The organism is Paraburkholderia franconis (assembly GCF_009362735.1).
Classification (GTDB): domain Bacteria; phylum Pseudomonadota; class Gammaproteobacteria; order Burkholderiales; family Burkholderiaceae; genus Paraburkholderia; species Paraburkholderia franconis.
The window spans coordinates 1-21596 of sequence record NZ_WHNP01000095.1 but is presented as its reverse complement, the minus strand read 5'-3'; the positions used below and the strand labels follow the sequence as shown (position 1 = coordinate 21596).

Sequence of the window (21596 nt, the reverse complement as noted above, 5' to 3'; positions counted from 1 at the left end):
CCAGCCATACCAGCACCGCGCACCTGCGCGAGCGAACCGCGCAGTTTATCCGCCAGCATAATCAGGCAGCGCGCCCCTTCAAATGGAGTTTCCGGGGCTACCCACTACAAACCGGCGCAACGTAATCGAGGGGACCGACGTGCCAGCCATACCCACCAAACATTACGCGGCCGAACTTCAGCGTCAACTACGCACCTTGCTCGGCCATGACCAAATTGTTACGCAAGCCTACGGACGTCACCTGCTGATCAAACGTCTGGACGATGAGGAGCCCACTGTTGTGGCGCGCCTCACAGAGYTCGGCCGCAATCGTTATGGCGCTGCCTTCCGCAGCCATAGTGGTCGTTGGGAACCGCTGCCCGGAACCGGCTCGCTCGAGGAGATGGCCRATGTCGTCGTCACGCTCYTGCAGCCCTATTTACAGCCGGATAATTAATCAAGCAATTTACGGGATGTTGTACTAGCCTCTGAAGGAATGACCGCAGCGCTCCACTCGATTGCTAAAGATCGGAGGGGAAACGAATGAGCGACATCTCAATGGTCCACGCTCCGGCGTCGGGCATTGGCGTCGTGACGCGGGCCTATGCGCGCTTGCTCATCGCCGGGTTTGCGCTGCTTCCGGCTGGCGCGATCGCGTATCTTGCCGGCATCCAGGCGCCGTCCCTCACGTTCGAGAATCACCCGTTCCACGAAGTCGCGATTGCCGCCGCGACGGCCGAAGGCGCGTTCGTTACGTACGTCACGTGGCGCTGCTACCGTTCATCGGGCGAACCGCTGCTACGCTGGCTGACGCTCGGCTTTCTGGGTTTTGTGCTGATCTATACGCTGCATGGCGCGTTCACGGGACTGGCCCACCACCATCTGTGGCTGTTTCTGCTGTACGGACCCGCCTCACGCCTGGCGATGGCCTTCCTGCTGCTGGTCGGGGTACTGTCGTTCGGGCGCCCGCCCGACGACGCTGGCACGCGCACGAACATTCGCCTCTGGGGAACATGGATTGCCGCGTTCGTGCTGATTGACGCGCTCGTTGCAGCGGTGGCCAGTTCAACGATCGCCAGTGTGGGTCTCATACGCTCGCTGGAGTCCGCCGCGCTGCTCTTTTCGGCGCTCAACGTCACCGCGTTGATGGTCCGCCGCATCCGTTCGCCGCTGATGGTCACGTTCGGTATCTCGGTGACCTGGTTCGCGCTGTCATCGCTCGCGTTCCTGCTCGGGCGGCCCTGGAACCACATGTGGTGGCTCGCCCACCTGATCTTTGCGGGCGGCTTCTTTTTATTGAGCTACGCCGTCGTCCAGGCCTTTCATACCACGCGCTCGTTTGCGACCGTCTACAGTCAGGAAGTGATGATCGCCCGGCTCGCCGCGGCGAGCATCCGCACCGAGCGCGCGCTCGAGGAACTCCAACGGACCAACCAGAAGCTCGAACACCTTGCCGCCACAGATCCGCTGACCGGCGCCGTGAACCGGCGGTACTTCATTGTCCGTGTGGAGGAGGAGATCGCGCGCGCGAAGCGCGACGGCACGCCGTTCTCGTTGCTGGCGCTCGATCTTGACAACTTCAAGGCGATCAACGACGGCTACGGACATCAAGCCGGCGACGTTGTCCTGCAAAGTTTCGTGCAGAAATGCGTCGAGGTGATCGCGCCATACGAAGGGGTGGCGCGCATGGGCGGGGAGGAATTCATGATCCTGTTGCCCCAAACCAGGCTGGATGTTGCGAGTACGATCGCCGGCCTGATTCGTGCAACGATCGCCGGCACGCCGTTCGGGGCCGTCTCCGGAAAGCACATCGCCCTCACCGTCAGCATCGGCGTCGCGCAGTTCGGCCCGGATGGCGGCTCGCTCGATGCACTTTTTCGCACGGCCGACCAGCGGCTCTATTGCGCAAAAGGTGAGGGGCGCAATCGCGTGGTGGCTGCGTAGTCGCAACGTTATGCGCTTATCCAGTGGTGAGCGTCAGATGGGGTAGCCCTCCGCCTTGATGACGCTCTATAGGACATCACCACATGCGGCGCCTCGATCGCACCCGTGCGACAGGAGACTTATGCAAGCCAGGGCGATGATCAGTACCTTGCTTTCGCATATTCGTCGGCGCCCCTCCGGCGGGCGAACCGGCGCGGTCGCACGCATTGTCCAAACCGTGCGCACTCATTTGGGCATGGATGTCGCGTTCGTCGCGGAATTTATCGGCGAACGGCTCGTGTTCCGGCAAGTCGACGCCGCAGCGACCGCACCGATGGCGGTGGGTGATTCGTGCTTACGCGCGGAGAGTTTATGTGGCCGCGTGGTCGACGGCCGTCTGCCTGGCCTCATCCGCGACACCCTGCGCGTACCCGCGGCCCAGAGGCTCCCGACCACGACGACCTGGCCTGTCGGGGCACATCTGAGCGTGCCGATCCGACTGCAAGGCGGCCGGGTCTACGGGGCCTTGTGCTGCTTTAACCACGCACCGGACCTTTCATTGAACCAGCGGGACCTGCAGGTGATGGCGGCCTTCGCGGAACTCGTGGCTCACGAGGTCGAGCGTGAGTGGGACGTTACCCACGAGCATGACGAAATGGTCGCACGCATCCGCCAGGTCCTGACCAAGCATGAACTGTCGGTCGTGTATCAGCCTGTCTATTCACTGGACGATGAACACGTGATCGGCTTCGAAGCGCTTGCCCGCTTCCGTCATGGGTCGCCAGACGAATGGTTTGCGAGCGCCGCGAAAGTCGGTCTGGGAAAAGAGCTTGAGCTCGCTGCAATTCGCCAGGCACTGGAAGGGTTACCACGACTTCAACCGGCTTATGTGGCCGTCAATGTCTCCCCTGACACCATTTTGTGCGGCGAGCTCACCAGGGTGTTGAGAGGAATGCCGGGCGGGCGTGTGGTGCTGGAACTCACGGAACATAGCCATGTGGCGGACTATGGAGCGCTAATCGAAGCCCTTGCACCGCTCAGGGCGGCGTCAGTACGCCTCGCGGTTGATGACGCCGGTGCCGGTTTCGCCAGCATGCGTCATGTCCTGCGCCTGCATCCCGATCTCATCAAGCTTGACGCAAGTCTGATTCGTGGCATCGAAGACGACTCGAGCAAGCGTGCCCTGACATCGGCAATGGTCGTCTTTGCCAGGGAGACGGATAGCGTCCTCATCGCTGAGGGCGTTGAGACTACCGCCGAACTGGCCGTGCTGCGGTCTTTGGACATCAAAATGGTGCAAGGGTATTTGCTTGCCCGCCCTATGTTGTTGGAAAAGGCCGCGGCATTGATCGATACCCAGTCGGCTTAACATTCGTGGCGCTGGAGCAGGCAGGCGTGTCTGGAGGAGACGGTGTCTATACAATAAAGCGTCAACTCATCAGGATGACAATACACGTTGACAATCAGCTGAACCGGTGAATTCTCTTAACGCCCTCCAGCAAGGGAAGAAATGCGCATCCCGGGCATCAACTGGAGCCGGTGCGCTTCGAAGGGAATAGCATGCTGGGATTCAGGCGTGGCATGAGTCGCTCCGCGCAGCCGGCAATCGGAAAGTCGAAGGTGCCGCGCAGGTTGATACCCTCGAGTGAGGGCGGACAAATGCCGCAGAAAAGATGCAGCAGTAGCGGCAGCGGCCGATCCACCGAGAAGAAAGGTGGAAAGCACTACTGAACGATAAAGTGAACGCAGCGGGCGAAGCGGCGGACAACCCTTCTTCGATGATCGCAAGGCGACGATACGCGCAGGAGTTCACGGCTTAGCCCGCGTGTTCGCGCGGTGTTGTCAACCGGACAGGTGATTTTTCACTTACAGACGCCGCAACTGTCAGCGTTGACCTCGACAGATCGGAAACGGGTGTTCCGAGCGGTGGCTACTCTCTGTTTATCGGACGTTCCGTGAATGCATCCAGCAAGTCGTCGGGAAGCGGCGCGTCGAAATCGTCGGCGACATGGATCTTGCCGCGCAAGACGCCGATACATCGGGTCGCCTTCCGGCCTTGACCGGCAGCAGCCGGACTGCAGGCTTGCCCGCTCTGCAAATCACAACCTCTTCTCCAGACTCTGCCGCATCAATTAGCTGCGAGGGCGCTGTCACGTTGAGTTGTTCGCGACGCAATGACGGAGAGGGAGCCCGTGCTCTCAGAAAGCGGACGAACCTTGGGTGAGCTCAGTGAAGTGGCGCCATGCGACAAAGCGTGCGGCGAGCTGGTTGCGATAAAGGGAGGCGCGTAGCAAATGTCTCTTCAGCGCGAAGTGCTGCCGGATCGGGCCGAAGCTCGACAGGAACGCTTGGGTGCGTTGAGGGACTCGGAAACCACGCATCCGACGCTCGCGTTCCCGCGTGGGCTGATGACTGTTTTCGGCGCGGTTGTTCACCCGGGCGCTGGCTTTGACGAAGACATGCTTGACGTGCGCCAGCTCGGCGATTTCGGCTTTCGCGGCCGGATAGCTGCGTAGGTGGTCGGTCACAATCTTGCACGGTGCTTCGGCACAGGAGGCAAGAACGCGCTTGAAGAACCGTTTCGCCGCGGTCTTGTCGCGGCGCTTCTGGAGAAGAATATCGAGTTCGACGCCGTGTTGGTCGACCGCACGCCATAGCAGCCAGGGTTCGCCGCGCAGCGTCACGAACACCTCGTCGAGGTGCCATGTCGCGCCGGGTTTGCGCCGAGAAGCCTTAACGCGATGCGCAAAGCCCGCGCCGAATTTACGCCGGATCGTTTCATAACTGACCACGACGCCACGCTCGAACAGCAACTCTTCGATGTCGCCCAGGCTCAACTGAAACCGGAAGTACCAACGCACCGCGCAGCTAATGACCGCCGCAGGGAACCGTGACCGTGATAGGGCGATTTGGTCTTTGTCATCTGGTCATCTTAACTCGACCGCCCTTGCCAACGTGACAATGCCCGCTCAGCGGGTCTTATGACAGAAGCGGCGAGGTGCTGGTCGTTGCCCGTTCTAATCGGGATGCTGTCAGGATTCGACCGCCTCTAACCCTTGATGCGGTAGCCGTGACGTCAGCGTCGACTCAAGATCGTCAAGCTGGCGAGACAGAACCGATTCGACCGACGTCGTAGGGGTTTACGCAGTAGTTGCGGCAGCGTTCTTCCTTCTCCGCGGGGGGCTCGAGGACTGCGTCGCCGCACTGTCGCGGACGCTACATCTTCGACCTCAAGTTTGCGTGTTGTCAGCCGCTATAGCAGAAGATGCCCGGTTGTCGAAATAATCAGAGCGGAGGTCGATCAATGAAAAACCGTTTGTTAGCGTCAATATTGGTAACGGCTTTGTGCATGCCGGCCTTCGCATCCAGCGTTGCATTCGCACAAAGCGACGGACAATCGTATGTCGAAGGCACCCGCGTGCCGAAGGGTTATGCGCGCCCGCCTTTTCACGTTAACAAGGCGCACCGGGCGTCCACCATATCGGTCGTCGGGCTGACGCCCGCGATGATACGGCACGCGTATGGCTTCGACACCATCACGAACCAGGGCGAGGGAATGGTGATCGCGATCGTCGACGCATATGACGACCCGAAGATCGAATCGGATCTCGCCGTCTTCAGTTCGACCTTCTCGCTCCCTGCCTGCACGACGGCGAACGGCTGTTTCAAAAAAATCTATGCGAACGGCAGCAAGCCCAGAAGCGACTCGGGCTGGTCGCTCGAGATGGCGCTCGACGTCGAATGGGCGCACGCGATCGCGCCGAATGCGAAGATCATCCTGGTCGAGGCGGCGTCGAACAGTTTCAACAATTTGATGGCGGCGGTCGACGTGGCCGTCCGAAATGGCGCGTCCGTTGTCTCGATGAGCTTCGGTGGCAGTGAATTCAGTTCGGAAGGCAGCTTCGATGGCCACTTCAGCACGACGTCAGGCGTTACTTTCGTCGCGTCTTCGGGCGACAGCGGCAACGGTGCGGAATATCCGGCGGCGTCACTGTATGTTGTGTCAGTGGGTGGCACGACGTTGTCTGCCGATGCGTACGGCAACTATGTCGGCGAGACCGCGTGGAGCGGCAGCGGCGGCGGCCTGAGCGCCTACGAGCCCGAGCCGTCCGGGCAGGCCGCATGGCCCGTTCCGTACGCGGGCCACCGCGGCATCCCCGACGTCAGTTATAACGGCAATCCGAATACGGGATTCGCGGTTTACGACACGGTCACATACCAGGGCCAATCGGGCTGGTTCCAGGTCGGCGGCACCAGCGCCGGCGCACCGCAATGGGCGGCGCTATTCGCTATCGTCAACTCGATGCGTGCGGCGGCGGGCAAAGCGCAGGTCGGCGGTACGTACAACCTGCTCTACACCGCGGGGCAATCGGCGTATGGCAGCGACTACCATGACGTGACGACCGGCAGCAACGGTAGCTGCGGCGCAATCTGCAACGCCGCCGGCGGGTACGACTACGTGACGGGGCTCGGGTCTTCACAGGCGGCGAAGCTGATTGACGGGCTCGTCGCACTGCCGTGATTGGCGCCGTGTCCGCACGACGCCCCGTCTTTCGCGCGGGGTGCACGTGCGGCTGGTTCCTGGAATAGGAGCGTCGAATGCACCAAGGGACGCCGTTAGTCACGTGCTTTAAAAAAGTGCTTGTTTTAAAGCGATCGTTGATAATGCCATTATTTACCCTCAATTATTCTGATTTTAGCGTGTGCTTTAACAACGTGAAAATGTTTGGCGGACTTCTGATGATAGGCGCTCTCATTCCCCGAACCGGGGCTGTGGTTCGAACTCGACGAACAGGAGCGCATTGTTCTGGTCGAAGCGTGGTATCGCGCGGCACACATCAAGCTTCCGAATGTCACCGCACATGCCGCGTTCCACACCATCATTGAAAACCAGCTTGCGATGAATCTCGAACCGGTGGTCCAAGCCATGCATCGCCTTACGAAAGAAGGACTGACGCGACACGATGCGGTTCACGCGATCGGTTCGGTGGTCGCCGAGCATCTGTTCGATATTTTGAGCACTGGACAGAGCGACGATGCTGATGCTTCGCAAGCGCGCTACCTCGCAGCCGTGGAGCGTCTGACCGTAACGAGCTGGCGTCAAGGCGGGCCATAGCTACTTGCACTTCATCCATGGTTCGAAGCGAGGCAGTATTTCGCGCGCAGCCATGTTGCCTGCTCCTCGCTCTTGCCTTAGTTGTACTTCAACGGACTCTCTGAGATAACTCCGGCACTTCATCGGTAAGCAGATTTTGGTACATAAATGGCATTTGGAATGAGAAGGAACACGTCTGCTCCGCTTTACGTTGTGTTGTTGATAGCCGTCGTCGTCAGTGTAGATTTACTGTTCTTCAGGACTCGATTCTGGGAGCGGCTCCAAGTGAATATCGGCATCGTCCTGGTGTTTGCAGCCTTCTATTTAAGACTCTTAAAAGCCCACCGCGCCTGCCCCTTACGTCATACGTTGAACATTTGCCTGGCTCGACGACCGCTATCCCTGCGTCGCTAGGGGCCAAGTTGCATCTTCGGTCAGGGTGCGGTCGGATAAAAAAATCAGCCCCCCAGCTCCGGCGTCCTTGATAAACGCTTCGCTCGCAAGGGGCCGATCAGGAAAGCCTTGATCTGATCGGCGGCACGCGCGATTGCGCTACTTTTAAACCGCTGCGTCTTTCAGCTTTTTCAGCGCTCGCGCCTCAGTCTTTGCCATGGTCGTGGTTGATTCACTCTCGAGTTAGGAGGCGCTTGCTACTCAGTTTATGCAGCAAGCAGGTGCATTCTATGACGCGCCACGATCGCTGTGTCAAGAAAATGCCTTAAAACATGCTCTCAAATCATTTTTTCCACAACACAATTGGCCCGGTGTAATTCAAGGACGGGCGGCATCTACCATTTTCCCGCTCTAGCAGGCCAGAAAAAGGTGAGGATTTCCAGGAGTCGGGGTTCGGGGGTCGGTGCCAACCTCTGGACGAGTCGGATGGTCACAACGCAGAGGACGATACGGGGACCTGTCCATCATCGACCAAGCCGACGCTGTGAACCGACGTCGGCGCCGGACAGGGCATTTTCCGCGAACAGCTCCCGGTGGAAGCATGCCGCCGTTTGCTTGCGACGGATCCAATTGTCCCGGATGTGGTGAGTGACTGGCCGGACGCGGGCAAGGCAGCCGGGATCTGGGCCGCTGGGATATCGGGTGTTTGGGTGTTTTCCGGTGGTGCTGTTTCCTGACCGCAAGGTTCATGGCGCTAACGGTCGCGCATACCCTGTCGCTCGAACTTGTGAAGCTCATGCATGAGCTCCTGGATCCAGTGACGTTGATAGTCGGAGAGATGTAGTGACTGGAAAAGCGTGTGAAGCCGGTTGCGCCAGTACGGCGTCGTGGTGGCGTCGGCAGTGCGTCGGAAAAAGATCGCGCGCAAAACCAGACCGAGATGCATGATGTCCTGCTCGATAATCGTATCTGTTTGCACCGCTGAACCGACTCCCCGTGAATGACAGCAATCCTGGAATAACCGGGGCGAACGCTACACCGCTCGCTGAACCATGCCAATCACCTGTACGTTGTCGTTTTCCCCTCGACCGTCGCTGGGCATGCGGGACGCTACCCGTACGACGTTCATAAGCCTTCACTGCTGCGGGCAGGTTAGCTCTTCCGTCGGACTTCTTTTGGGTGAAAGCTTTGGGGTGAGGATTGGAAGGTGACAGGCCGTGGCACAAGGGTACCGCTTTCCTTACCAGATACGGATTTGGTGTTGCTACAACATGCTTCCAGCCGAGTGCGCCCATCGTCATGGATGAATACAGCCTTCAAACTGGCTTGCGAGACCGACCGGGAATAAAATAGCCCATCTCGTCGACACGACTGAAATCGCCGAGCGGCGCGCAGGGAAGAAATAAGATTCGCTCGATATGAGGCGACGTTTCTGCGCGGTAAGTGAGGCAAAAAGGGGTGCTCACGTCGCATATGCCTACTTGCCGCTTTCTGAACGCAGGCTGAAGGCTAACAACAACGTAACCCAGACCAATGTCCAGCACTGCCGTTCTTCTTGTGGTCGCCCTGGTGGCATGCGTCGCAAGCGGCCGCCGTGCTTGGCAGCCTCGCGCGTCATCGCATCGCGGGTCTTGAGCGATGGCTCGCCGCGCACTGCATTTTATTTGTCGCATTCGCTGTGCTTGTTTCAAGGCGCGGTCATTACCCGCCACCGGTCGTACTCACTACCTGTAGCTGCGTTCTTGCGGCCGCGGTGCTGATCCTGCAAGGCTGCCGTCGCTTTGCCGGTCGTCCGACTATCCGGAGGTATGAGTACCTTGGCCTGGCTGTGTCAGTCGGCGCGGTGTTTTATTGGGCTGTGTTTGCGCCCAATGAGAACGCGCGAGCAGCTGTGATGTCGGGCGTACTCGGCTATACACGAATGGCCGTGGGCTGGACGATCTGGAATTCCCACACGGTGCATCGGCGTCAGTACGGGCACTGGCTGGTCATCATGGCAGCGGCTGCAGGCACCGTGGTACACGCGTCGAGAGTCGTTCATTGCATTTTCTTCGCCAGTCCGACCGCAAGCGTTCTACAGCCGTCTGCATGGAATATCTGCTTCATCTCAGCCGGTGTCCTTTCGCTGCTATTGCTTTCCATCGGCCTCGTCATGCTGGTGAACGACAGTCTCGTGGACCATGCGCAACGCCTCGCAACAGTCGACGAGTTGACAGGTCTACTGGCACGACGCGAGCTCCTGTTGCGCGGAGGAGAACTTTTGAAGGCGGCCCTTTCTTCCCGTTCGCTCCTCTCGGTTGCCATCATTGATCTCGATGACTTCAAGGTCATCAACGATCGTTACGGGCATCCGGCCGGTGACCGCGTCCTGAAGAACTTTGCAATTGACGTGTCGCGGCAGCTTCGCCGTACAGACCTTTTCGGGCGACTCGGCGGGGAAGAGTTTGCAATTTTCTTCCCGCAGACTGGACGGGAACAGGTCGCCGGACTGATTGAATCCGTTCTGTCGTCGGCCGGCGTTAGCTCAACACACGAAGATGAGCCTCGCTGGAGCTTCAGTGCCGGTATCGACGAATGCGTTTCTGGCGATACGCTCGGCGACCTGATAGGTCGCGCCGACGCGGCGCTATATCGCGCGAAGCGGAATGGGAAAGGGCGCGTTGAACTGGCAATTTCGGATTCCCTAACTGCGGCGTGATACTTCACGACTGAAAAGTGCAGTCGTCGTCCTTTAACAAACCGTAAAACAGGCGCGCGACATGCTCGCTGCCAGAGAGGATTGACACTAGCGTCTGATTGGTACTGTGTGGCATAGTGCGGCCATCGCTAAACCAAGGGGGAAAATAATGGCGACGCTCGAACAGGTACAGGCACGCATCGCAAAGCTCCAGGCGCAGGCCGATGCTCTTGCCGATAAACAGTCGTCCACCGTCATTGCAAAGATTCGTGACCTGATGGAGAAGCATGGCTTGACCATCGCGGATATCGATGCACACATCGGCGGCAAGAAACGTGGCCGCAAACCGGACACCACGGCGAACGCCAAACCATCAGCAGCGAAATACCAGGATCCGAAGACAGGTGCCACCTGGTCGGGACACGGCCGCGCGCCGGCGTGGATCGCGAGCGCGAGGGACCGTACGAAGTTTCTGGTTGACGACAGCGCGGCACAACCTGTATCTGCCGGTACAAAGTTGGCGAAAGCAGGCAACTACGTGCGGGGTCCCCAGGCTCCGAAATATCGCGATCCCAAGAGTGGTGCGACCTGGAGTGGCCGTGGTCCGGCGCCGGCATGGCTGGCTGGTGCAAAGGATCGCTCGAAGTTTCTGATCGCGGGCGCGGAAGCGGGATCCTCGGCCTCGAAATCGGCTACGGCTACGAAGGCTCCGGTGAAAAAAGCCGCGACGAAAAAGGTTGCAGGTAAAAGGTCGCGTCACAGAAGGTCGCCGCAAAGAAGGTCAAGGCGGTGACAAAACCGGCGCCTGCCAGGAAGGCCGCAGTTGGCAAGGCGGTGGCGAAGAAGCCCGTGACGACGAAAGCGCCGGAGAAAAAGGCACGGCAGACTCCGCAAGCGGTTGCACCGACCAGCGATGTGACCTCGGCACCGGTCTCGGCCTGATTGCCGCAGCGCACCTGTCTCAGAAGTTCCGGTATGAGCAGGACGTCGCCGTCCTGCTTGAGCGGTCCGGGTGTCGTTTGCATGGGTCCGTCGTCGCGTCGCCGCCAGCCTCACCGCCGGCAAGCAAGCCTGCACCGTCTGCCTATGCGCAAAAAGGAGGGCGGCTGCGTTGTCGGGCCGCCTGTTTGTACAACAGCCTGGCGCGCGTAGTGATTCGTGAGCACCGTGTGGTGTAGCATTCGGGCGAGCATCAAAACAGACTTCGTCCCTCTGATGGCCAGAACGATCCCATTTGCAAGAACGAACCAGGCGGCACGCGCACGCCGGAGCAAGACAATGCCGCTACCCATGCCGCGCGCCGAGGTGGACCGTGTCTGTCTGCAGGTGCATGTCGCGCTCGATGCGATGCGGCGGGGAATGGGCAATGTCAATGCCGCACAGACACTGTGCCAGGTGATGATCCTGACCGGCCTGCTGGCGGAAGCTGGATATGGCGACGCGACGTTTGAGCAGATGCGGGTGGCGGAAAGCGTCGTTTCCGCCGCATTCGACCGAGGTCGCGATTCCAATCTGTGGGGGCTCGACGACGACGGTTTCCGTCAAATCGCCGCGATCGTCGCGACGTACGACTATCAGATGCAGCTCGCGCCGCTCGCTGCAATCGCCGAGGCGAGCGACCGTCTGGAACGTTTCCGTGCGGGCGAGTCGTTCGATCAGCTGCTGCGCAAGCGCGCGTAGCCGCTACTTCCACGGAACAATCCGGCATCACGCCGGAAGCGCGTGCCGAATCAATCCAGCACGCGATCGACCATCCATCGCTTTACCGTGACGCGCGCGGCAACGAATGGAACGGACCCAGCGACATGCCAGGCTGGTTGCTCGCTGCATAGAACACCGGCGCGAATCCGGCCTTCTTCGGGATCGAAACGAAAACGCAGGACCAGGCCCCGTTCGAAAAATCCGTCCGTCCCTGAGCCTCAAGCCGACCCGCGTCAGCCCGACCTTATGTGGGCCGCGGTGTAGCCGTGATGCAGAAGCAACCAATCAAGCGCCGCGTGCTCGCCCTCGAGAGGCGGGCAGGGCAGCTTCACCGCAACGCTTCCAGACGGCGTTGGCAGCGGAAGTCATCTCCACCGCGCCGATAGCTCTGCATGGCCTTCGTGCGGTCCGGGATGAATCCGTTGTCGTCCGCGCCCCACAGGCCTTCCCAGAAAAGCCCGAGATTGCGTGCCGCGGCCCTGTGTCCCAGTTCAATGGCCTGCTCGTAAAGCGAGCGCGCGCGGCTCACGTCAACCTGCATGCCCCGTCCGAGCCGGGTGCTGTCGGCCAGCGCGGCGGCGGCCATGCCGCGCAGACGACCGTCCGCAGTTTCATCCTTCATCACGTCTTCCAGGATTGCGTTTCCTCTCTCAAAGTCCGCCTCTCCACCTGTCGGCGTGACCAGGGAAATGGCCATTGCCATTCGCCAGGCTGGATGGCGATTGACGCCAATGCGCTCCAGTAACCAGCGGCCCAGATGCGGGGCATGGCTTAATGTGCTGGTCAGTAGCGCATTTGCGATGGCGGCGAGCGACTCGGGTGACAGGAAGCCGGTCTTGTTTGCTGCAATGACGTGACGGGAGGCACGGAAGCGCAGGTACCTGTCGAGCTTCATTCCGGCACAACTGCCATGAGGCTTCGTGCCAGGCCGCCAATGCGATCAATTGGCGAGGTCATATGGTGGCGCGGCGCGAAACTTGCTCAGCTACCCTTGCGCAACACCATACATTGCGAAAGACGGAGAGCGGGCATGGCAGCTAAAGGCAAGATGAGTGACAAGGCGGGGCGAGACCGGCAGGCACAGCAGAATGACGAGGAAAGGACTGTCCCGACCGATGTTTCCGGGTCTTCTGATGAAGGCACAACGGTGCGCGAGGCGCGAGTGTGGGAGGATGATCTCTCACAAATAGCACACAAGCCGGACGATTGAGGATCACGCCACGGAGCACGGCTGTGCCGAAGTCAGCATGTCCGTCATGGATCGCTGATTGAGCCCTACGTTTGTGACGCACGACCTGTGAAACAGGATCAGTAACTATAAGAGATCGTCGTGACTATAAAGCCGGGCGCATCACGTCGTTTCGCAAATCCGTTGTTGATAGATAAGGAGTGCTATCGTGAATCCAACCCATCGGTCCGCCATTGAAGGCGGAGCACAGGTCACGCGCACGAGCGCCGATCCGGCCGACGGGCCCGGTCCCGATGTGATGGCTGCCGCGACTCTCGACGGCAATACCGTGCTGAGCGCAGACGGTGACGACGTCGGCAAGATCAAGGAGATCATGCTCGACGTGCGCACGGGCCATATAGCGTACGCGGTGCCGGCAAGCGGCGGGTTTCTCGGTATCGGCGGCAAGCTGCTCGCGATCCCGTGGGCCATGTTGACGCTCGACACGTCGCGCGAACGCTTTGTAGTGTCGGCATCGTCCGAGCAGATCAGGAACGCACCTGGCTTCGACAGGGATAACTGGCCCGCGATGGCCGATCCGGCTTGGGCCAACACCGTACATGCATACTACGGCGGCAAGCCATACTGGAGAGGTCGCACGGAACTACCCGTCGACGAGCGCGGCGACATGCGGATCGGCGAAAGCGTCGCGGATTCGCCTGCGTCGCCGGAGCGAGGGGACGTCAAGCTTTAACACTGGCGATACGTGCATCGCACGGCCTCACGCGAGCGCCTCCGCACGTACTATTCAAGCCCTGGCTGGGTCCATGCGACCACGCAGGATGCGGACAACGGATACCGTAAAGTCCTGCAGACGAATAAAAGATAGGATGCTGGCCTGCCTGGGATAAAAGGCCCTCTCGGTTCAAAAAAAGCAGTCTGGCGATGAGCGTGCGAGACTTGATGACCAGGTGCGCGGTGACGGTAAGCTCCGACGACACGATCGAAGCCATCATGGGGAGCTTTGAGCAGGCGGGGTTTCATCACCCCGCGCGTGACTGGACAACCCGCCCCGCTATCGTGTGGTGACCTGATATGAACGACAGGCGGCGAAAGATCATGCATGCGCAGAGGCAACGCCTCGAAGCGCTGAAAGTCAAGGTCGATGAGCTGAAGGCGGAAGCCGGGAGCATCCGGAGCGAACTGGAAGCCGTCCGTGACGACGAACAGGAAGCTTTCGACAACATGTCCGCAAGCAGGCAATCCGGCGAGCCCGGGCAAAATGCGGAAGCGTCCATCGACAACCTCGACACGGCCATCTGCGCGCTCGATGAAATTGAAGACCTGACGGACTTCGTCGATGCCATCGAAGCGCTCGGCGATGCGGAGAACGGATAACGTGTCCACGGTGGTTGCCCGGCCTGGGCAGCGCGAGAGACCCGGCATCAAGGAAAACGCCGCCCGGCGCTCCAGGTCGCGTCGTTTATGAAAGGCGTGTGACTGATTCCCAAAACAATCCGGTCCCCTGACGTCAACGAAACCGGGCCCGATGCGTTTTGACAGTGGACGACGCAATGATTCGTCGCCTTCCCCCCACTGGAGACTCCAATGAAGAAGCTTGCTGCCGCCCTGATTGCATCGCTGTTTGCTACTGTCGCATTCGCCCAGGCGTCCGCACCTGCTGCGACCGCACCGGCAGCCACCGCTACGGCTCCAGCCACGGCCGCCACGACGCCGGCGCCTGCACACAAGACGACGAAGCACATGCACAAGGTGAGTCACCACGTGACGCACAAGAAGGCGGCGCAATAAGACACGGCCTCGGCGCGAAGTATCAGAACCCTGCTTCAGCAGAGTTTGATGCTTTGCGCGATCGGCCCTAAACAGGCAATCGTGTAGACCTCGTCAAGGTGTTCGCGGCAGTCGTGGGCGCGGCCCGCATTGGTCTCTCTCAAACAACGCTGCCTGATGCGAATGCGAGCACCTTGCCGCCAAGGCATTCGCGGCGGCCCGTGGGCGGGGCCGTCAGAGTGGACAAGCTGGCGCTAGTGCCTCTCAGAATCCCGCAAACGCTGCCTTATGCGAGCGCGAGTGCCTTGGCTCTTCACGTCTTGCGTCGCGCATCGAATGCGCACACCGTTCAGCTTTCGATAGTGAATTTCCGCGACGAGGGTTGTGGGCGCGCTTGACGCTTTTCGGCCCTGGCGGGACAAGTTCCGCCAGCAAGTGAGAGGGTAGATCAAAGAGGCGTGAACTGACGGGCAGGTCGTCTTGAGGTTTGTTCGACGCCTGCCTATGTCTGGGGACACGAAAGCGCGCGACGGCGCGGGCGGGCAGGCGTTGGAAAAGGACGAATACCCCTGGTCGAAACCTGGCATCGCGGCGCACATCAAACTTTCAATTGTCACGCCGCGCGCATACCCTTTGCACGACATCCGGCGGTTTTTTTGAATCGCGCTTTGATGGTAGTTTTCGGTTTTTCCAGGGTAGCCGCCGGCAATTCCAAGCGGCCTGAAGCGGGGTAGCGACCGGCTTTCACGCCGGTCAGAACGGAGAACGGAATGAAAAAAAGATGGTGGGCCAACTGGCTGCGCTGGTGTTGTGCGCTACGCCTTTTATGTCGGCGGCGGCAAAAGATACGCAACTGAATGTGTACAACTGGTCGGACTACATCGCCAAGGACACGATTCCGAACTTCGCGAAACAGACGGGCGTCCAGGTCAAGTACGACAACTACGACAGCGACGACACGCTGCAAGCCAAGCTGCTCACGGGCAACTCCGGCTATGACATCGTCGTGCCGACCAGCAACTATGCGGGCAAGCAGATCGCAGCGGGCATCTTCGCGCCGCTCGACAAGTCGAAGCTCCCGAACCTCAAGTACCTCGACCCATCGCTGATGGCGCTCGTCGCGGGCGCCGATCCCGGCAACAAGTACACGGTGCCCTGGGCGTACGGCACGACGGGCCTGGGCTACAACGTGACGAAGGTGCAGCAGATTCTCGGCAAGGGCGTCGCGCTCGATAACTGGGACATCCTCTTCAAGCCGGAAAACATCTCGAAGCTCAAGGCGTGCGGCGTGTCGGTGCTCGACGCGCCCGACCAGATGTTCGCGGCCGCGCTGCACTATATCGGCAAGGACCCGATGAGCACGAACCCGGAAGACTACCGCGCCGCGCTCGCGATGCTGAAGAAGATCCGTCCGTACATCACGCAGTTCAACTCGTCGGGCTACATCAACGACATGGTCGGCGGCGACATCTGCTTCGCGTACGGCTGGTCGGGCGACGTCGTGATCGCGAAGCATCGCGCGCTCGAAGCGAAGAAGCCGTACAAGATCGACTACTACATTCCGAAGGGCGGTGCGCCCGTGTGGTTCGACGTGATGGCGATTCCGAAGGACGCGAAGAACAAGGAAGCCGCGCTCGAGTGGATCAACTACATCGAGACGCCGCAGGTCCACGCGGCCATCACGAACGCCGTCTACTATCCGAGCGCGAACCTCGAAGCGCGCAAGTACGTGGACAAGGATGTCGCGAACGATCCCGCCGTGTATCCGCCGGCGGACCTCGTCAAGACGCTGTTCCTGTTGAAGCCGCTGCCGCCTGAAATCCAGCGTCTGCAGACGCGGCTGTGGACCGAGTTCAAGTCCGGCCGCTAAGCCAGTCCAAACCGGACGGCTGTGCAGGAAAGCATCATCATAACGCCCTCGGTATCCAGAGCCCGGGGCTTTGTGACGCCGCGCTAGCAGACGCCATCCTTTCGGTGTCGCGTGCGCCCGCCTGAACGGGGCGCAGTTGCTCGCCTCGCGGCAAGGCGAGGGCGGCATGCGAAAGCCGGCGCCCTGATGCTGGATGATCGTGCCGATCGTCGTGAAGCCGAGTTTTTCGTAGAGCGCTGGCCAGCTGGCGTCGCGTGTGCAGCACGGTTGTCCATCGGCCCGGCGTGTACAGCAGCCGGCCTATCAACTCGCTTCCGATGCCTCGCCCTTGCTGGGTCGGGGTGATCGTACTTCTCGTGCAAATTCTGGCGGTAGGAGCGGAGAAGTGGTGGTTAATCAATGCTTGCAAGTCATTCGAGTCGCGCGCGACGCGTATGCTCGCAAAGCCTTGCAATCTGCGCCGCATTCTTGCGATCGACGGTTATCGGAGACGACACGGCGCGTCCGTCAACGTATCCGGAAATCCACTCCCATACTTCGAAGCCCCAGTACGGGCAGGCTTCAAGCGGTTTGCCCAGACGTCCAGCGAGGAAGCCGTTTTGCCACGGTGTGCTGTTCATCAATCGCCCTTGATGAAAAGTTCTGGGCAGTATTGCAGCGATCCTTTTCTTGTGTTGTGCGTTGCACCACGAAGATTGTTAATTTAATTTGAGCGCGCTTCATCGCTTTGAGCGCCTTGTCTTTCATGGCGAGAGAGCCAGGCATTTATCGTGGCTTGAGTCTGGGCGCAACAGCGCATTAAAAAAACAACCGGCCGTCTCCGGGAGCTGCGGGCGTTGATCGCTTGATTTATCGCGATGAAGATCTTATCGCTCGTTGCGCGACTGCATGTGAACGGCCTGTTACTCCGTTCACAGACTCCTGACACGCCGACCATAAGAAATGTGACCCGCGCGGGGCGGGTTACGCGCCAGGATAATGTGCGTCCCGATTACACAGGCTTGATATTTGCGGCCTGCTTGCCCTTCGGTCCCATCTTCACGTCAAAGCTTACTTTCTGGTTTTCCTGCAATGACTTGAAGCCTTCAGCTCTGATTTCCGAGAAGTGGGCGAACAGGTCTTCACCGCCTTCGTCCGGAGTGATGAAACCAAAGCCCTTCGCATCGTTAAACCATTTCACTGTACCAGTTGCCATTTTTGAACCTGTAGACGTTGAAAACCGCATTCGCGAACGCGGTACGGCACGGAGCGGCCGCCCGCGACGGAAGACTTTTACCACGTCGGGATGGGACCTGCCAATCAGCAGGTCCACGGACAGCACACGGTCTGCTTTCCGGTGGCCCCAACCGGCTCAGGCGCTGGTTGTTCAGGCTAGCGGCGGCTGCATCGGCTCGGCGACGGAATCCGTCGTCGATCGTCGATCCGAAATGGAGCGATTGTTCGCGCACCGGGCCCATGCCACCTCGATGCGCCTTATGCGTCATGGCACACGCGTGCTTGGCCCGCTACCACCGGCTCACAACAGGACCGCTTGCTGCAAAAGTTCCAGCGCTTTCAATTCTTCCAGTCGACCCGTGCGCGCTTTACCAGCCAGCGTCTTGATCAATGCTTCCGCTATCGGTTCAATACCGTGAAGATTGTCCAGGCTGGTCACGGAAGTGAAGGGGCGCGGTACAGGGTTTCGCTGCGATACGGCGGAGGCAGGGAACGACTCAAGGGTTGCCGGTGTGGCTGCCGCGGCCTCGCCATCAGTTTTTTCAGGTGAGCGACCGGCAAGGTCGTCGCGGAAATCACTTACATGATCCTGCGGGCTGACGACAATCGCCTCTTTCTCGCCTGCCACATCCGCCGAAACAGGCGAGGGGCCTTCCGGATCGCCCAGGGCGGTCGCCCGCGCGCGCGCCGCGTGCGCCTTCGCATCGACCTTCCCTGGCACGCCATCGTTTGTTGCGGCCGCAACCGGCTCGTGTTGTTCGGATACGCGACCGCGCGAAGCAGGCGTAAGCATACGCGACACCGACTCTGGAATCTCGGCTTCGGAGCGCGGCGTATCCAACCAGCCAACTGGCAAACCAAGTCGCTCCGTGAACCGGTTTGCTTCGGCACTGTCCATTCGTTTCTTGCCGTATAGCCGATGGTTCATGTTGGATACACTCATCGCCATGACCACACCCAGTGTTACTTTCGATCCCTTGCGACTCGTGAGAACGTGGAGATTGGCGCGCCGGATGCTTTCTATCTCGGCGCTGTCGTGTAATGCCAGCGGTTGCTGTTGGGACGTTTCGGCAGACGTCTTGCGTTTCGACGGCGAAGCTTTTAGCGGCGCATGTGATTCAGGCTGTCCGGCCATTTCGCTTTGACGATTCTTGACGGCTCTGGGTGACCCGCCAGCTGCTTTCCTTGGCATTTGCGCTTCCTCGGACAAACTAAGAAATGGTTGTTGATTGACGTTCAGGGCAGAAGCCGGCTCAGGTGCTTCCGACTCCACGTCGGGTCCGTCGTGCGCTTGTACGAAGTCGAGCGGCGACTTCAGACGGGCGATGGTCTCGGCCGCGAGCGCAGGATTGGGATGGTCAAAAAAACCATGCGGCAACCCAAGCGTGGTTTCCATATGAAAAGCGGTCTCGGGCGTGAATCTTTCGCCCTTCATCAGTTCGGCCACGCGCGTCATGTTCGATTCAAGTGCTATCGCGATATTCTCTGCGCCCACCGCATCGACGAGGAACTGAAACGATCGGGTTTTGAAAATGGAGGCAGTCTGAGTGAAGTCTCGAGGAGGGGGCTTCACATACGGTTGTCCCTGCCGGTTGGGCGGGGATTTTATTGATCGGTCATGCAAATATCTAACATGTGGTGTATCCTGGGCATATTGACATGCAGGAGTCGCCATGCCGAAGCGGGATGCGCGAAACATGCCGGCCGAAGCCCAGAGCGAATTGCGCGTGCGGGTAATCAATGCCGTGCTTGACGGATTGAGCCAGACGAAAGCAGCGGAGGTATTCGGCGTGTCGCGCTGGTCGGTCAACCAGTGGATGGCGATACATCGCGCTGGCGGACCGAAGGCGCTGGCGCCGAAAAAGCGTGGACGCCGTAAGGGCGAAGCCGGCAAGCTCACCCCTGCGCAATGCCGCAAGTTGCATGGCTGGCTGACGCGCAAAATGCCGGATCAGTTGAGTCTGCCGTTCTACCTGTGGACGCGGGCCGCGATCCGGCACCTGATCAGAGAGCAGTTTGGCGTATCGCTGAGTCTGGCGTCGGTCAGCGGCTACATGAAACGTATGGGTTTTTCGTCGCAACGTCCTGTCCGACGGGCGTATGAACGCAACGAACCCGCGATTCAGGCGTGGTTGAAGGACGAATACCCGAAGATTGCCGCGCGCGCCAGGCGCGAACATGCCGCGCTGTACTGGAGCGATGAGACCGGGCTGCGTTCGGATGATGTGCGTGGCCGCAGCTTCGCCCTGAAGGGGCAAACACCCATCGTTCGTGCAACCGGGAAGCGGTTCGGCTGCAACGTGATCTCAGCGATCACCAACAAGGGCGAGCTGAACTTCATGGTGTTCGACTCGAACCTGACCAACGACGTGTTCATCCGGTTCCTGCGGCGGCTCATCAAACAGTCACGCCGCAAGGTCTTCGTGATCGTCGATCGCCATCCGGTTCATCGTTCGAAAGCTGTTCGTGAGTGGCTGGCCAGGCGGGTCGAACAGATCGAAATGTTCCTCCTGCCGACGTATGCGCCAGAGCTGAATCCGGACGAATTGCTCAATGCGGACATCAAACGGGGCGTCGGACAGCGACGCCCGCGCGACACCGAAGCGCTCAAGCAGGACGCGCGTAGTTGGCTCTATCACAGGCAGCATCAGCCGCAGATCATCGCGAGATTCTTTGAGGCGCCCCATGTCGCGTACGCCGCCGATGGCATCATTTGAAATGTTAGATATTTGTGTGACTGATCAATATTTCGTGGCGAGGTTGACGTTGGCCGCTATCCCGGGATCCCGCATATCGCCCGCGGGCTTGACTCATAAGGTAGGGCTCCATGCGATCGTTGGTCTGCTGAATGTTTTCATTATAGACGGGGTGATGTCGGCATTTGATGCATCAGTAGCGGTGACATAAGCAGCCATGGACAACTATAAGTTACCAGGGGACATCTTTGAACACTCGATTTGGCCGGCTCGGAATCGTGGAAACAATCGCGATCGACTCGTGGCAGCCAGTGGCGTTGAGTTGACGCATCGTATTCGACAAGGCCAGTTCGCTCTCGGAAGCACGGCCTCAAAGATGCCGCTGCACACGCTGTGTGGAACGCTATTCTGTCTGCCCGATAAACATACCTTTCTATATCAACAATCTCTTCCGATCTCCCTGTTTGCACCAGGGCTTCCATCGGCTGGTCCTGGCACGCTCGGCGCATCGGCTTGACGTGGGTTTATCGCGCGCTGGTTGCGCCGCCTGTTCTACTGGCGCGCACGGCATCCGATGGTACCGGATAGCCCGATCTGCGGCGGCAAACCCGTTGTGGACCGGCAAGGAGGAGAGTCGCGCCAGACCTCAGTGGCGAAAAGGCGGATCGGTATCCGGCACGAGACGAAAGGTGAGCGTTTTCAGGATCCCTCACGAAGGCCGCCGCGGTAGCGTACGTCATTGCGTACGTCATGTGTGTACATAACCGCTTCGCAGTTCCTGCCGTTACACTGGCGATGTCCCGAAGACAGTTGAAGGTTGGGACGGCGGGTGCGGCATAGGTTAGGCAACCTTCCGATCGTGGTCAATCGATTTTGAGGTCGATCGTTTCAAGGCGGCAGCGAGAATCCAGAGCTCGTTCACGCCGAGGATTTTCCGGAAGTGCTTCTCAGCTTCCAGGAAGCCTGCGGCCGTCCAGCGCAAGGCCATATCGGCGTCACGATAGCGCTTCACGCGCCCCGCGACACGGCGCACCGCGCCGTTCGGATTCTCGATGATGTTGGTCGTCGACAGGCCACGCATGAGCGCC

Annotated in this window: 21 protein-coding genes and 3 pseudogenes; 13 read left to right on the top strand and 11 right to left on the bottom strand. The window is 59.8% G+C overall.

Features of this window, described 5'->3' with window-relative positions:
• Window positions 1–139: 139 nt before the first annotated feature.
• The 3 genes from GCT13_RS42135 to GCT13_RS42125 all read left to right on the top strand — a co-directional run bounded on the left by GCT13_RS42135 (window position 140) and on the right by GCT13_RS42125 (window position 3271).
• Window positions 140–436, top strand: coding sequence for a hypothetical protein (locus GCT13_RS42135; protein WP_321574980.1), 297 nt, complete (start codon window positions 140–142; stop codon window positions 434–436).
• Window positions 437–522: 86 nt separating this feature from the next.
• Window positions 523–1923 carry a GGDEF domain-containing protein gene (locus GCT13_RS42130; protein ID WP_152767727.1) on the top strand — a complete coding sequence of 467 codons (1401 nt, stop codon included), beginning with the start codon at window positions 523–525 and terminating at the stop codon, window positions 1921–1923.
• Between the two features lie 121 nt (window positions 1924–2044).
• Window positions 2045–3271, top strand: a complete 1227-nt coding sequence (locus GCT13_RS42125) for a sensor domain-containing phosphodiesterase (protein ID WP_193727916.1) — start codon at window positions 2045–2047, stop codon at window positions 3269–3271.
• A 561-nt stretch (window positions 3272–3832) separates the two neighbouring features.
• On the opposite strand, the pseudogene GCT13_RS42120 reads toward GCT13_RS42125, so the two are convergent.
• Both GCT13_RS42120 and GCT13_RS42115 read right to left on the bottom strand, forming a co-directional pair.
• Window positions 3833–4077: pseudogene (locus GCT13_RS42120) on the bottom strand (type II toxin-antitoxin system Phd/YefM family antitoxin).
• Window positions 4078–4100: 23 nt separating this feature from the next.
• A pseudogene (locus tag GCT13_RS42115) lies at window positions 4101–4825 on the bottom strand (IS6 family transposase).
• A gap of 381 nt (window positions 4826–5206) precedes the next feature.
• Between GCT13_RS42115 and GCT13_RS42110 the strand changes: the two are divergent.
• Window positions 5207–6424: a S53 family peptidase gene (locus GCT13_RS42110; protein ID WP_152767725.1), complete on the top strand. Its 1218-nt coding sequence runs from the start codon at window positions 5207–5209 to the stop codon at window positions 6422–6424.
• Window positions 6425–6655: 231 nt separating this feature from the next.
• Here GCT13_RS42110 and GCT13_RS48850 read toward each other — a convergent pair whose 3' ends face one another.
• Both GCT13_RS48850 and GCT13_RS42095 read right to left on the bottom strand, forming a co-directional pair.
• Window positions 6656–6955 carry a hypothetical protein gene (locus GCT13_RS48850; protein WP_193727915.1) on the bottom strand — a complete coding sequence of 100 codons (300 nt, stop codon included), beginning with the start codon at window positions 6953–6955 and terminating at the stop codon, window positions 6656–6658.
• A gap of 1189 nt (window positions 6956–8144) precedes the next feature.
• Entirely contained in the window at window positions 8145–8369 is a 225-nt protein-coding gene (locus GCT13_RS42095) for a hypothetical protein (RefSeq protein WP_321574979.1), read from the bottom strand.
• Between the two features lie 915 nt (window positions 8370–9284).
• On the opposite strand from GCT13_RS42095, the gene GCT13_RS42090 reads away from it, so the two are divergent.
• Window positions 9285–10088, top strand: coding sequence for a GGDEF domain-containing protein (locus GCT13_RS42090; RefSeq protein WP_227747297.1), 804 nt, complete (start codon window positions 9285–9287; stop codon window positions 10086–10088).
• Window positions 10089–10092: 4 nt separating this feature from the next.
• On the opposite strand, the gene GCT13_RS51045 is transcribed toward GCT13_RS42090, so the two are convergent.
• On the bottom strand, window positions 10093–10356 hold the full coding sequence (locus tag GCT13_RS51045; protein ID WP_193727917.1) for a hypothetical protein: 264 nt from the start codon (window positions 10354–10356) through the stop codon (window positions 10093–10095).
• Here GCT13_RS51045 and GCT13_RS51040 point away from each other — a divergent pair.
• Complete coding sequence (locus GCT13_RS51040; protein WP_321574978.1) at window positions 10237–10860, top strand: H-NS family nucleoid-associated regulatory protein; 624 nt, start codon at window positions 10237–10239, stop codon at window positions 10858–10860. The two genes, GCT13_RS51045 and GCT13_RS51040, sit on opposite strands and share 120 nt — an antisense overlap.
• Here GCT13_RS51040 and GCT13_RS50090 read toward each other — a convergent pair.
• Window positions 10766–11092 carry a hypothetical protein gene (locus GCT13_RS50090; RefSeq protein WP_227747298.1) on the bottom strand — a complete coding sequence of 109 codons (327 nt, stop codon included), beginning with the start codon at window positions 11090–11092 and terminating at the stop codon, window positions 10766–10768. The genes GCT13_RS51040 and GCT13_RS50090 overlap by 95 nt on opposite strands.
• A gap of 190 nt (window positions 11093–11282) precedes the next feature.
• Between GCT13_RS50090 and GCT13_RS42080 the strand changes: the two genes are divergently transcribed.
• Window positions 11283–11747 (top strand): hypothetical protein, encoded by a 465-nt coding sequence (locus GCT13_RS42080; RefSeq protein ID WP_152767723.1) that lies wholly within the window; start codon window positions 11283–11285, stop codon window positions 11745–11747.
• Window positions 11748–12096: 349 nt separating this feature from the next.
• Here GCT13_RS42080 and GCT13_RS42075 read toward each other — a convergent pair whose 3' ends face one another.
• Window positions 12097–12663 (bottom strand): SEL1-like repeat protein, encoded by a 567-nt coding sequence (locus tag GCT13_RS42075; protein ID WP_227747296.1) that lies wholly within the window; start codon window positions 12661–12663, stop codon window positions 12097–12099.
• Window positions 12664–12798: 135 nt separating this feature from the next.
• Between GCT13_RS42075 and GCT13_RS42070 the strand changes: the two genes are divergently transcribed.
• From GCT13_RS42070 to GCT13_RS42050, 5 genes are all read left to right on the top strand, one after another.
• Window positions 12799–12978 (top strand): hypothetical protein, encoded by a 180-nt coding sequence (locus GCT13_RS42070; RefSeq protein ID WP_152767722.1) that lies wholly within the window; start codon window positions 12799–12801, stop codon window positions 12976–12978.
• Between the two features lie 187 nt (window positions 12979–13165).
• The gene (locus GCT13_RS42065; RefSeq protein ID WP_407670937.1) at window positions 13166–13690 is read left to right on the top strand and encodes a PRC-barrel domain-containing protein; all 525 of its coding nucleotides are present in this window, start codon (window positions 13166–13168) and stop codon (window positions 13688–13690) included.
• A gap of 365 nt (window positions 13691–14055) precedes the next feature.
• Window positions 14056–14334 (top strand): hypothetical protein, encoded by a 279-nt coding sequence (locus GCT13_RS42060; RefSeq protein ID WP_227747295.1) that lies wholly within the window; start codon window positions 14056–14058, stop codon window positions 14332–14334.
• 210 nt (window positions 14335–14544) lie between these two features.
• Complete coding sequence (locus GCT13_RS42055) at window positions 14545–14748, top strand: hypothetical protein (protein ID WP_152767720.1); 204 nt, start codon at window positions 14545–14547, stop codon at window positions 14746–14748.
• Window positions 14749–15508: 760 nt separating this feature from the next.
• Window positions 15509–16597, top strand: coding sequence for a polyamine ABC transporter substrate-binding protein (locus tag GCT13_RS42050; RefSeq protein WP_152767719.1), 1089 nt, complete (start codon window positions 15509–15511; stop codon window positions 16595–16597).
• A 561-nt stretch (window positions 16598–17158) separates the two neighbouring features.
• Here GCT13_RS42050 and GCT13_RS42045 read toward each other — a convergent pair.
• From GCT13_RS42045 to GCT13_RS42035, 3 genes are all read right to left on the bottom strand, one after another.
• Window positions 17159–17344, bottom strand: a complete 186-nt coding sequence (locus GCT13_RS42045; RefSeq protein WP_152767718.1) for a hypothetical protein — start codon at window positions 17342–17344, stop codon at window positions 17159–17161.
• Window positions 17345–17588: 244 nt separating this feature from the next.
• Window positions 17589–17792 carry a cold-shock protein gene (locus tag GCT13_RS42040; RefSeq protein WP_152767731.1) on the bottom strand — a complete coding sequence of 68 codons (204 nt, stop codon included), beginning with the start codon at window positions 17790–17792 and terminating at the stop codon, window positions 17589–17591.
• 321 nt (window positions 17793–18113) lie between these two features.
• On the bottom strand, window positions 18114–19487 hold the full coding sequence (locus GCT13_RS42035; protein ID WP_152767730.1) for a hypothetical protein: 1374 nt from the start codon (window positions 19485–19487) through the stop codon (window positions 18114–18116).
• Here GCT13_RS42035 and GCT13_RS42030 point away from each other — a divergent pair.
• Window positions 19486–20529: an IS630 family transposase gene (locus GCT13_RS42030; protein WP_321574976.1), complete on the top strand. Its 1044-nt coding sequence runs from the start codon at window positions 19486–19488 to the stop codon at window positions 20527–20529. The genes GCT13_RS42035 and GCT13_RS42030 overlap by 2 nt on opposite strands.
• Window positions 20530–21349: 820 nt before the next feature.
• Here GCT13_RS42030 and GCT13_RS42025 read toward each other — a convergent pair.
• Window positions 21350–21596, bottom strand: a pseudogene (locus GCT13_RS42025) (IS256 family transposase); the annotation flags it as partial.

Excerpts from the sequence above, each read along its gene's own strand:
- GCT13_RS42035 (WP_152767730.1), bottom strand. The coding sequence starts at position 19,487 with ATGGCGACTCCTGCATGTCAATATGCCCAGGATACACCACATGTTAGA.
- GCT13_RS42075 (WP_227747296.1), bottom strand. The coding sequence starts at position 12,663 with ATGAAGCTCGACAGGTACCTGCGCTTCCGTGCCTCCCGTCACGTCATT.
- GCT13_RS51040 (WP_321574978.1), top strand. The coding sequence starts at position 10,237 with ATGGCGACGCTCGAACAGGTACAGGCACGCATCGCAAAGCTCCAGGCG.
- GCT13_RS51045 (WP_193727917.1), bottom strand. The coding sequence starts at position 10,356 with ATGCTTCTCCATCAGGTCACGAATCTTTGCAATGACGGTGGACGACTG.
- GCT13_RS42110 (WP_152767725.1), top strand. The coding sequence starts at position 5,207 with ATGAAAAACCGTTTGTTAGCGTCAATATTGGTAACGGCTTTGTGCATG.
- GCT13_RS42040 (WP_152767731.1), bottom strand. The coding sequence starts at position 17,792 with ATGGCAACTGGTACAGTGAAATGGTTTAACGATGCGAAGGGCTTTGGT.
- GCT13_RS42090 (WP_227747297.1), top strand. The coding sequence starts at position 9,285 with ATGTCGGGCGTACTCGGCTATACACGAATGGCCGTGGGCTGGACGATC.
- GCT13_RS42130 (WP_152767727.1), top strand. The coding sequence starts at position 523 with ATGAGCGACATCTCAATGGTCCACGCTCCGGCGTCGGGCATTGGCGTC.
- GCT13_RS42060 (WP_227747295.1), top strand. The coding sequence starts at position 14,056 with ATGCATGCGCAGAGGCAACGCCTCGAAGCGCTGAAAGTCAAGGTCGAT.
- GCT13_RS42070 (WP_152767722.1), top strand. The coding sequence starts at position 12,799 with ATGGCAGCTAAAGGCAAGATGAGTGACAAGGCGGGGCGAGACCGGCAG.
- GCT13_RS42045 (WP_152767718.1), bottom strand. The coding sequence starts at position 17,344 with ATGAAAGACAAGGCGCTCAAAGCGATGAAGCGCGCTCAAATTAAATTA.
- GCT13_RS50090 (WP_227747298.1), bottom strand. The coding sequence starts at position 11,092 with ATGCAAACGACACCCGGACCGCTCAAGCAGGACGGCGACGTCCTGCTC.
- GCT13_RS42055 (WP_152767720.1), top strand. The coding sequence starts at position 14,545 with ATGAAGAAGCTTGCTGCCGCCCTGATTGCATCGCTGTTTGCTACTGTC.
- GCT13_RS42080 (WP_152767723.1), top strand. The coding sequence starts at position 11,283 with ATGGCCAGAACGATCCCATTTGCAAGAACGAACCAGGCGGCACGCGCA.
- GCT13_RS42125 (WP_193727916.1), top strand. The coding sequence starts at position 2,045 with ATGCAAGCCAGGGCGATGATCAGTACCTTGCTTTCGCATATTCGTCGG.
- GCT13_RS42050 (WP_152767719.1), top strand. The coding sequence starts at position 15,509 with ATGGTGGGCCAACTGGCTGCGCTGGTGTTGTGCGCTACGCCTTTTATG.
- GCT13_RS42030 (WP_321574976.1), top strand. The coding sequence starts at position 19,486 with ATGCCGAAGCGGGATGCGCGAAACATGCCGGCCGAAGCCCAGAGCGAA.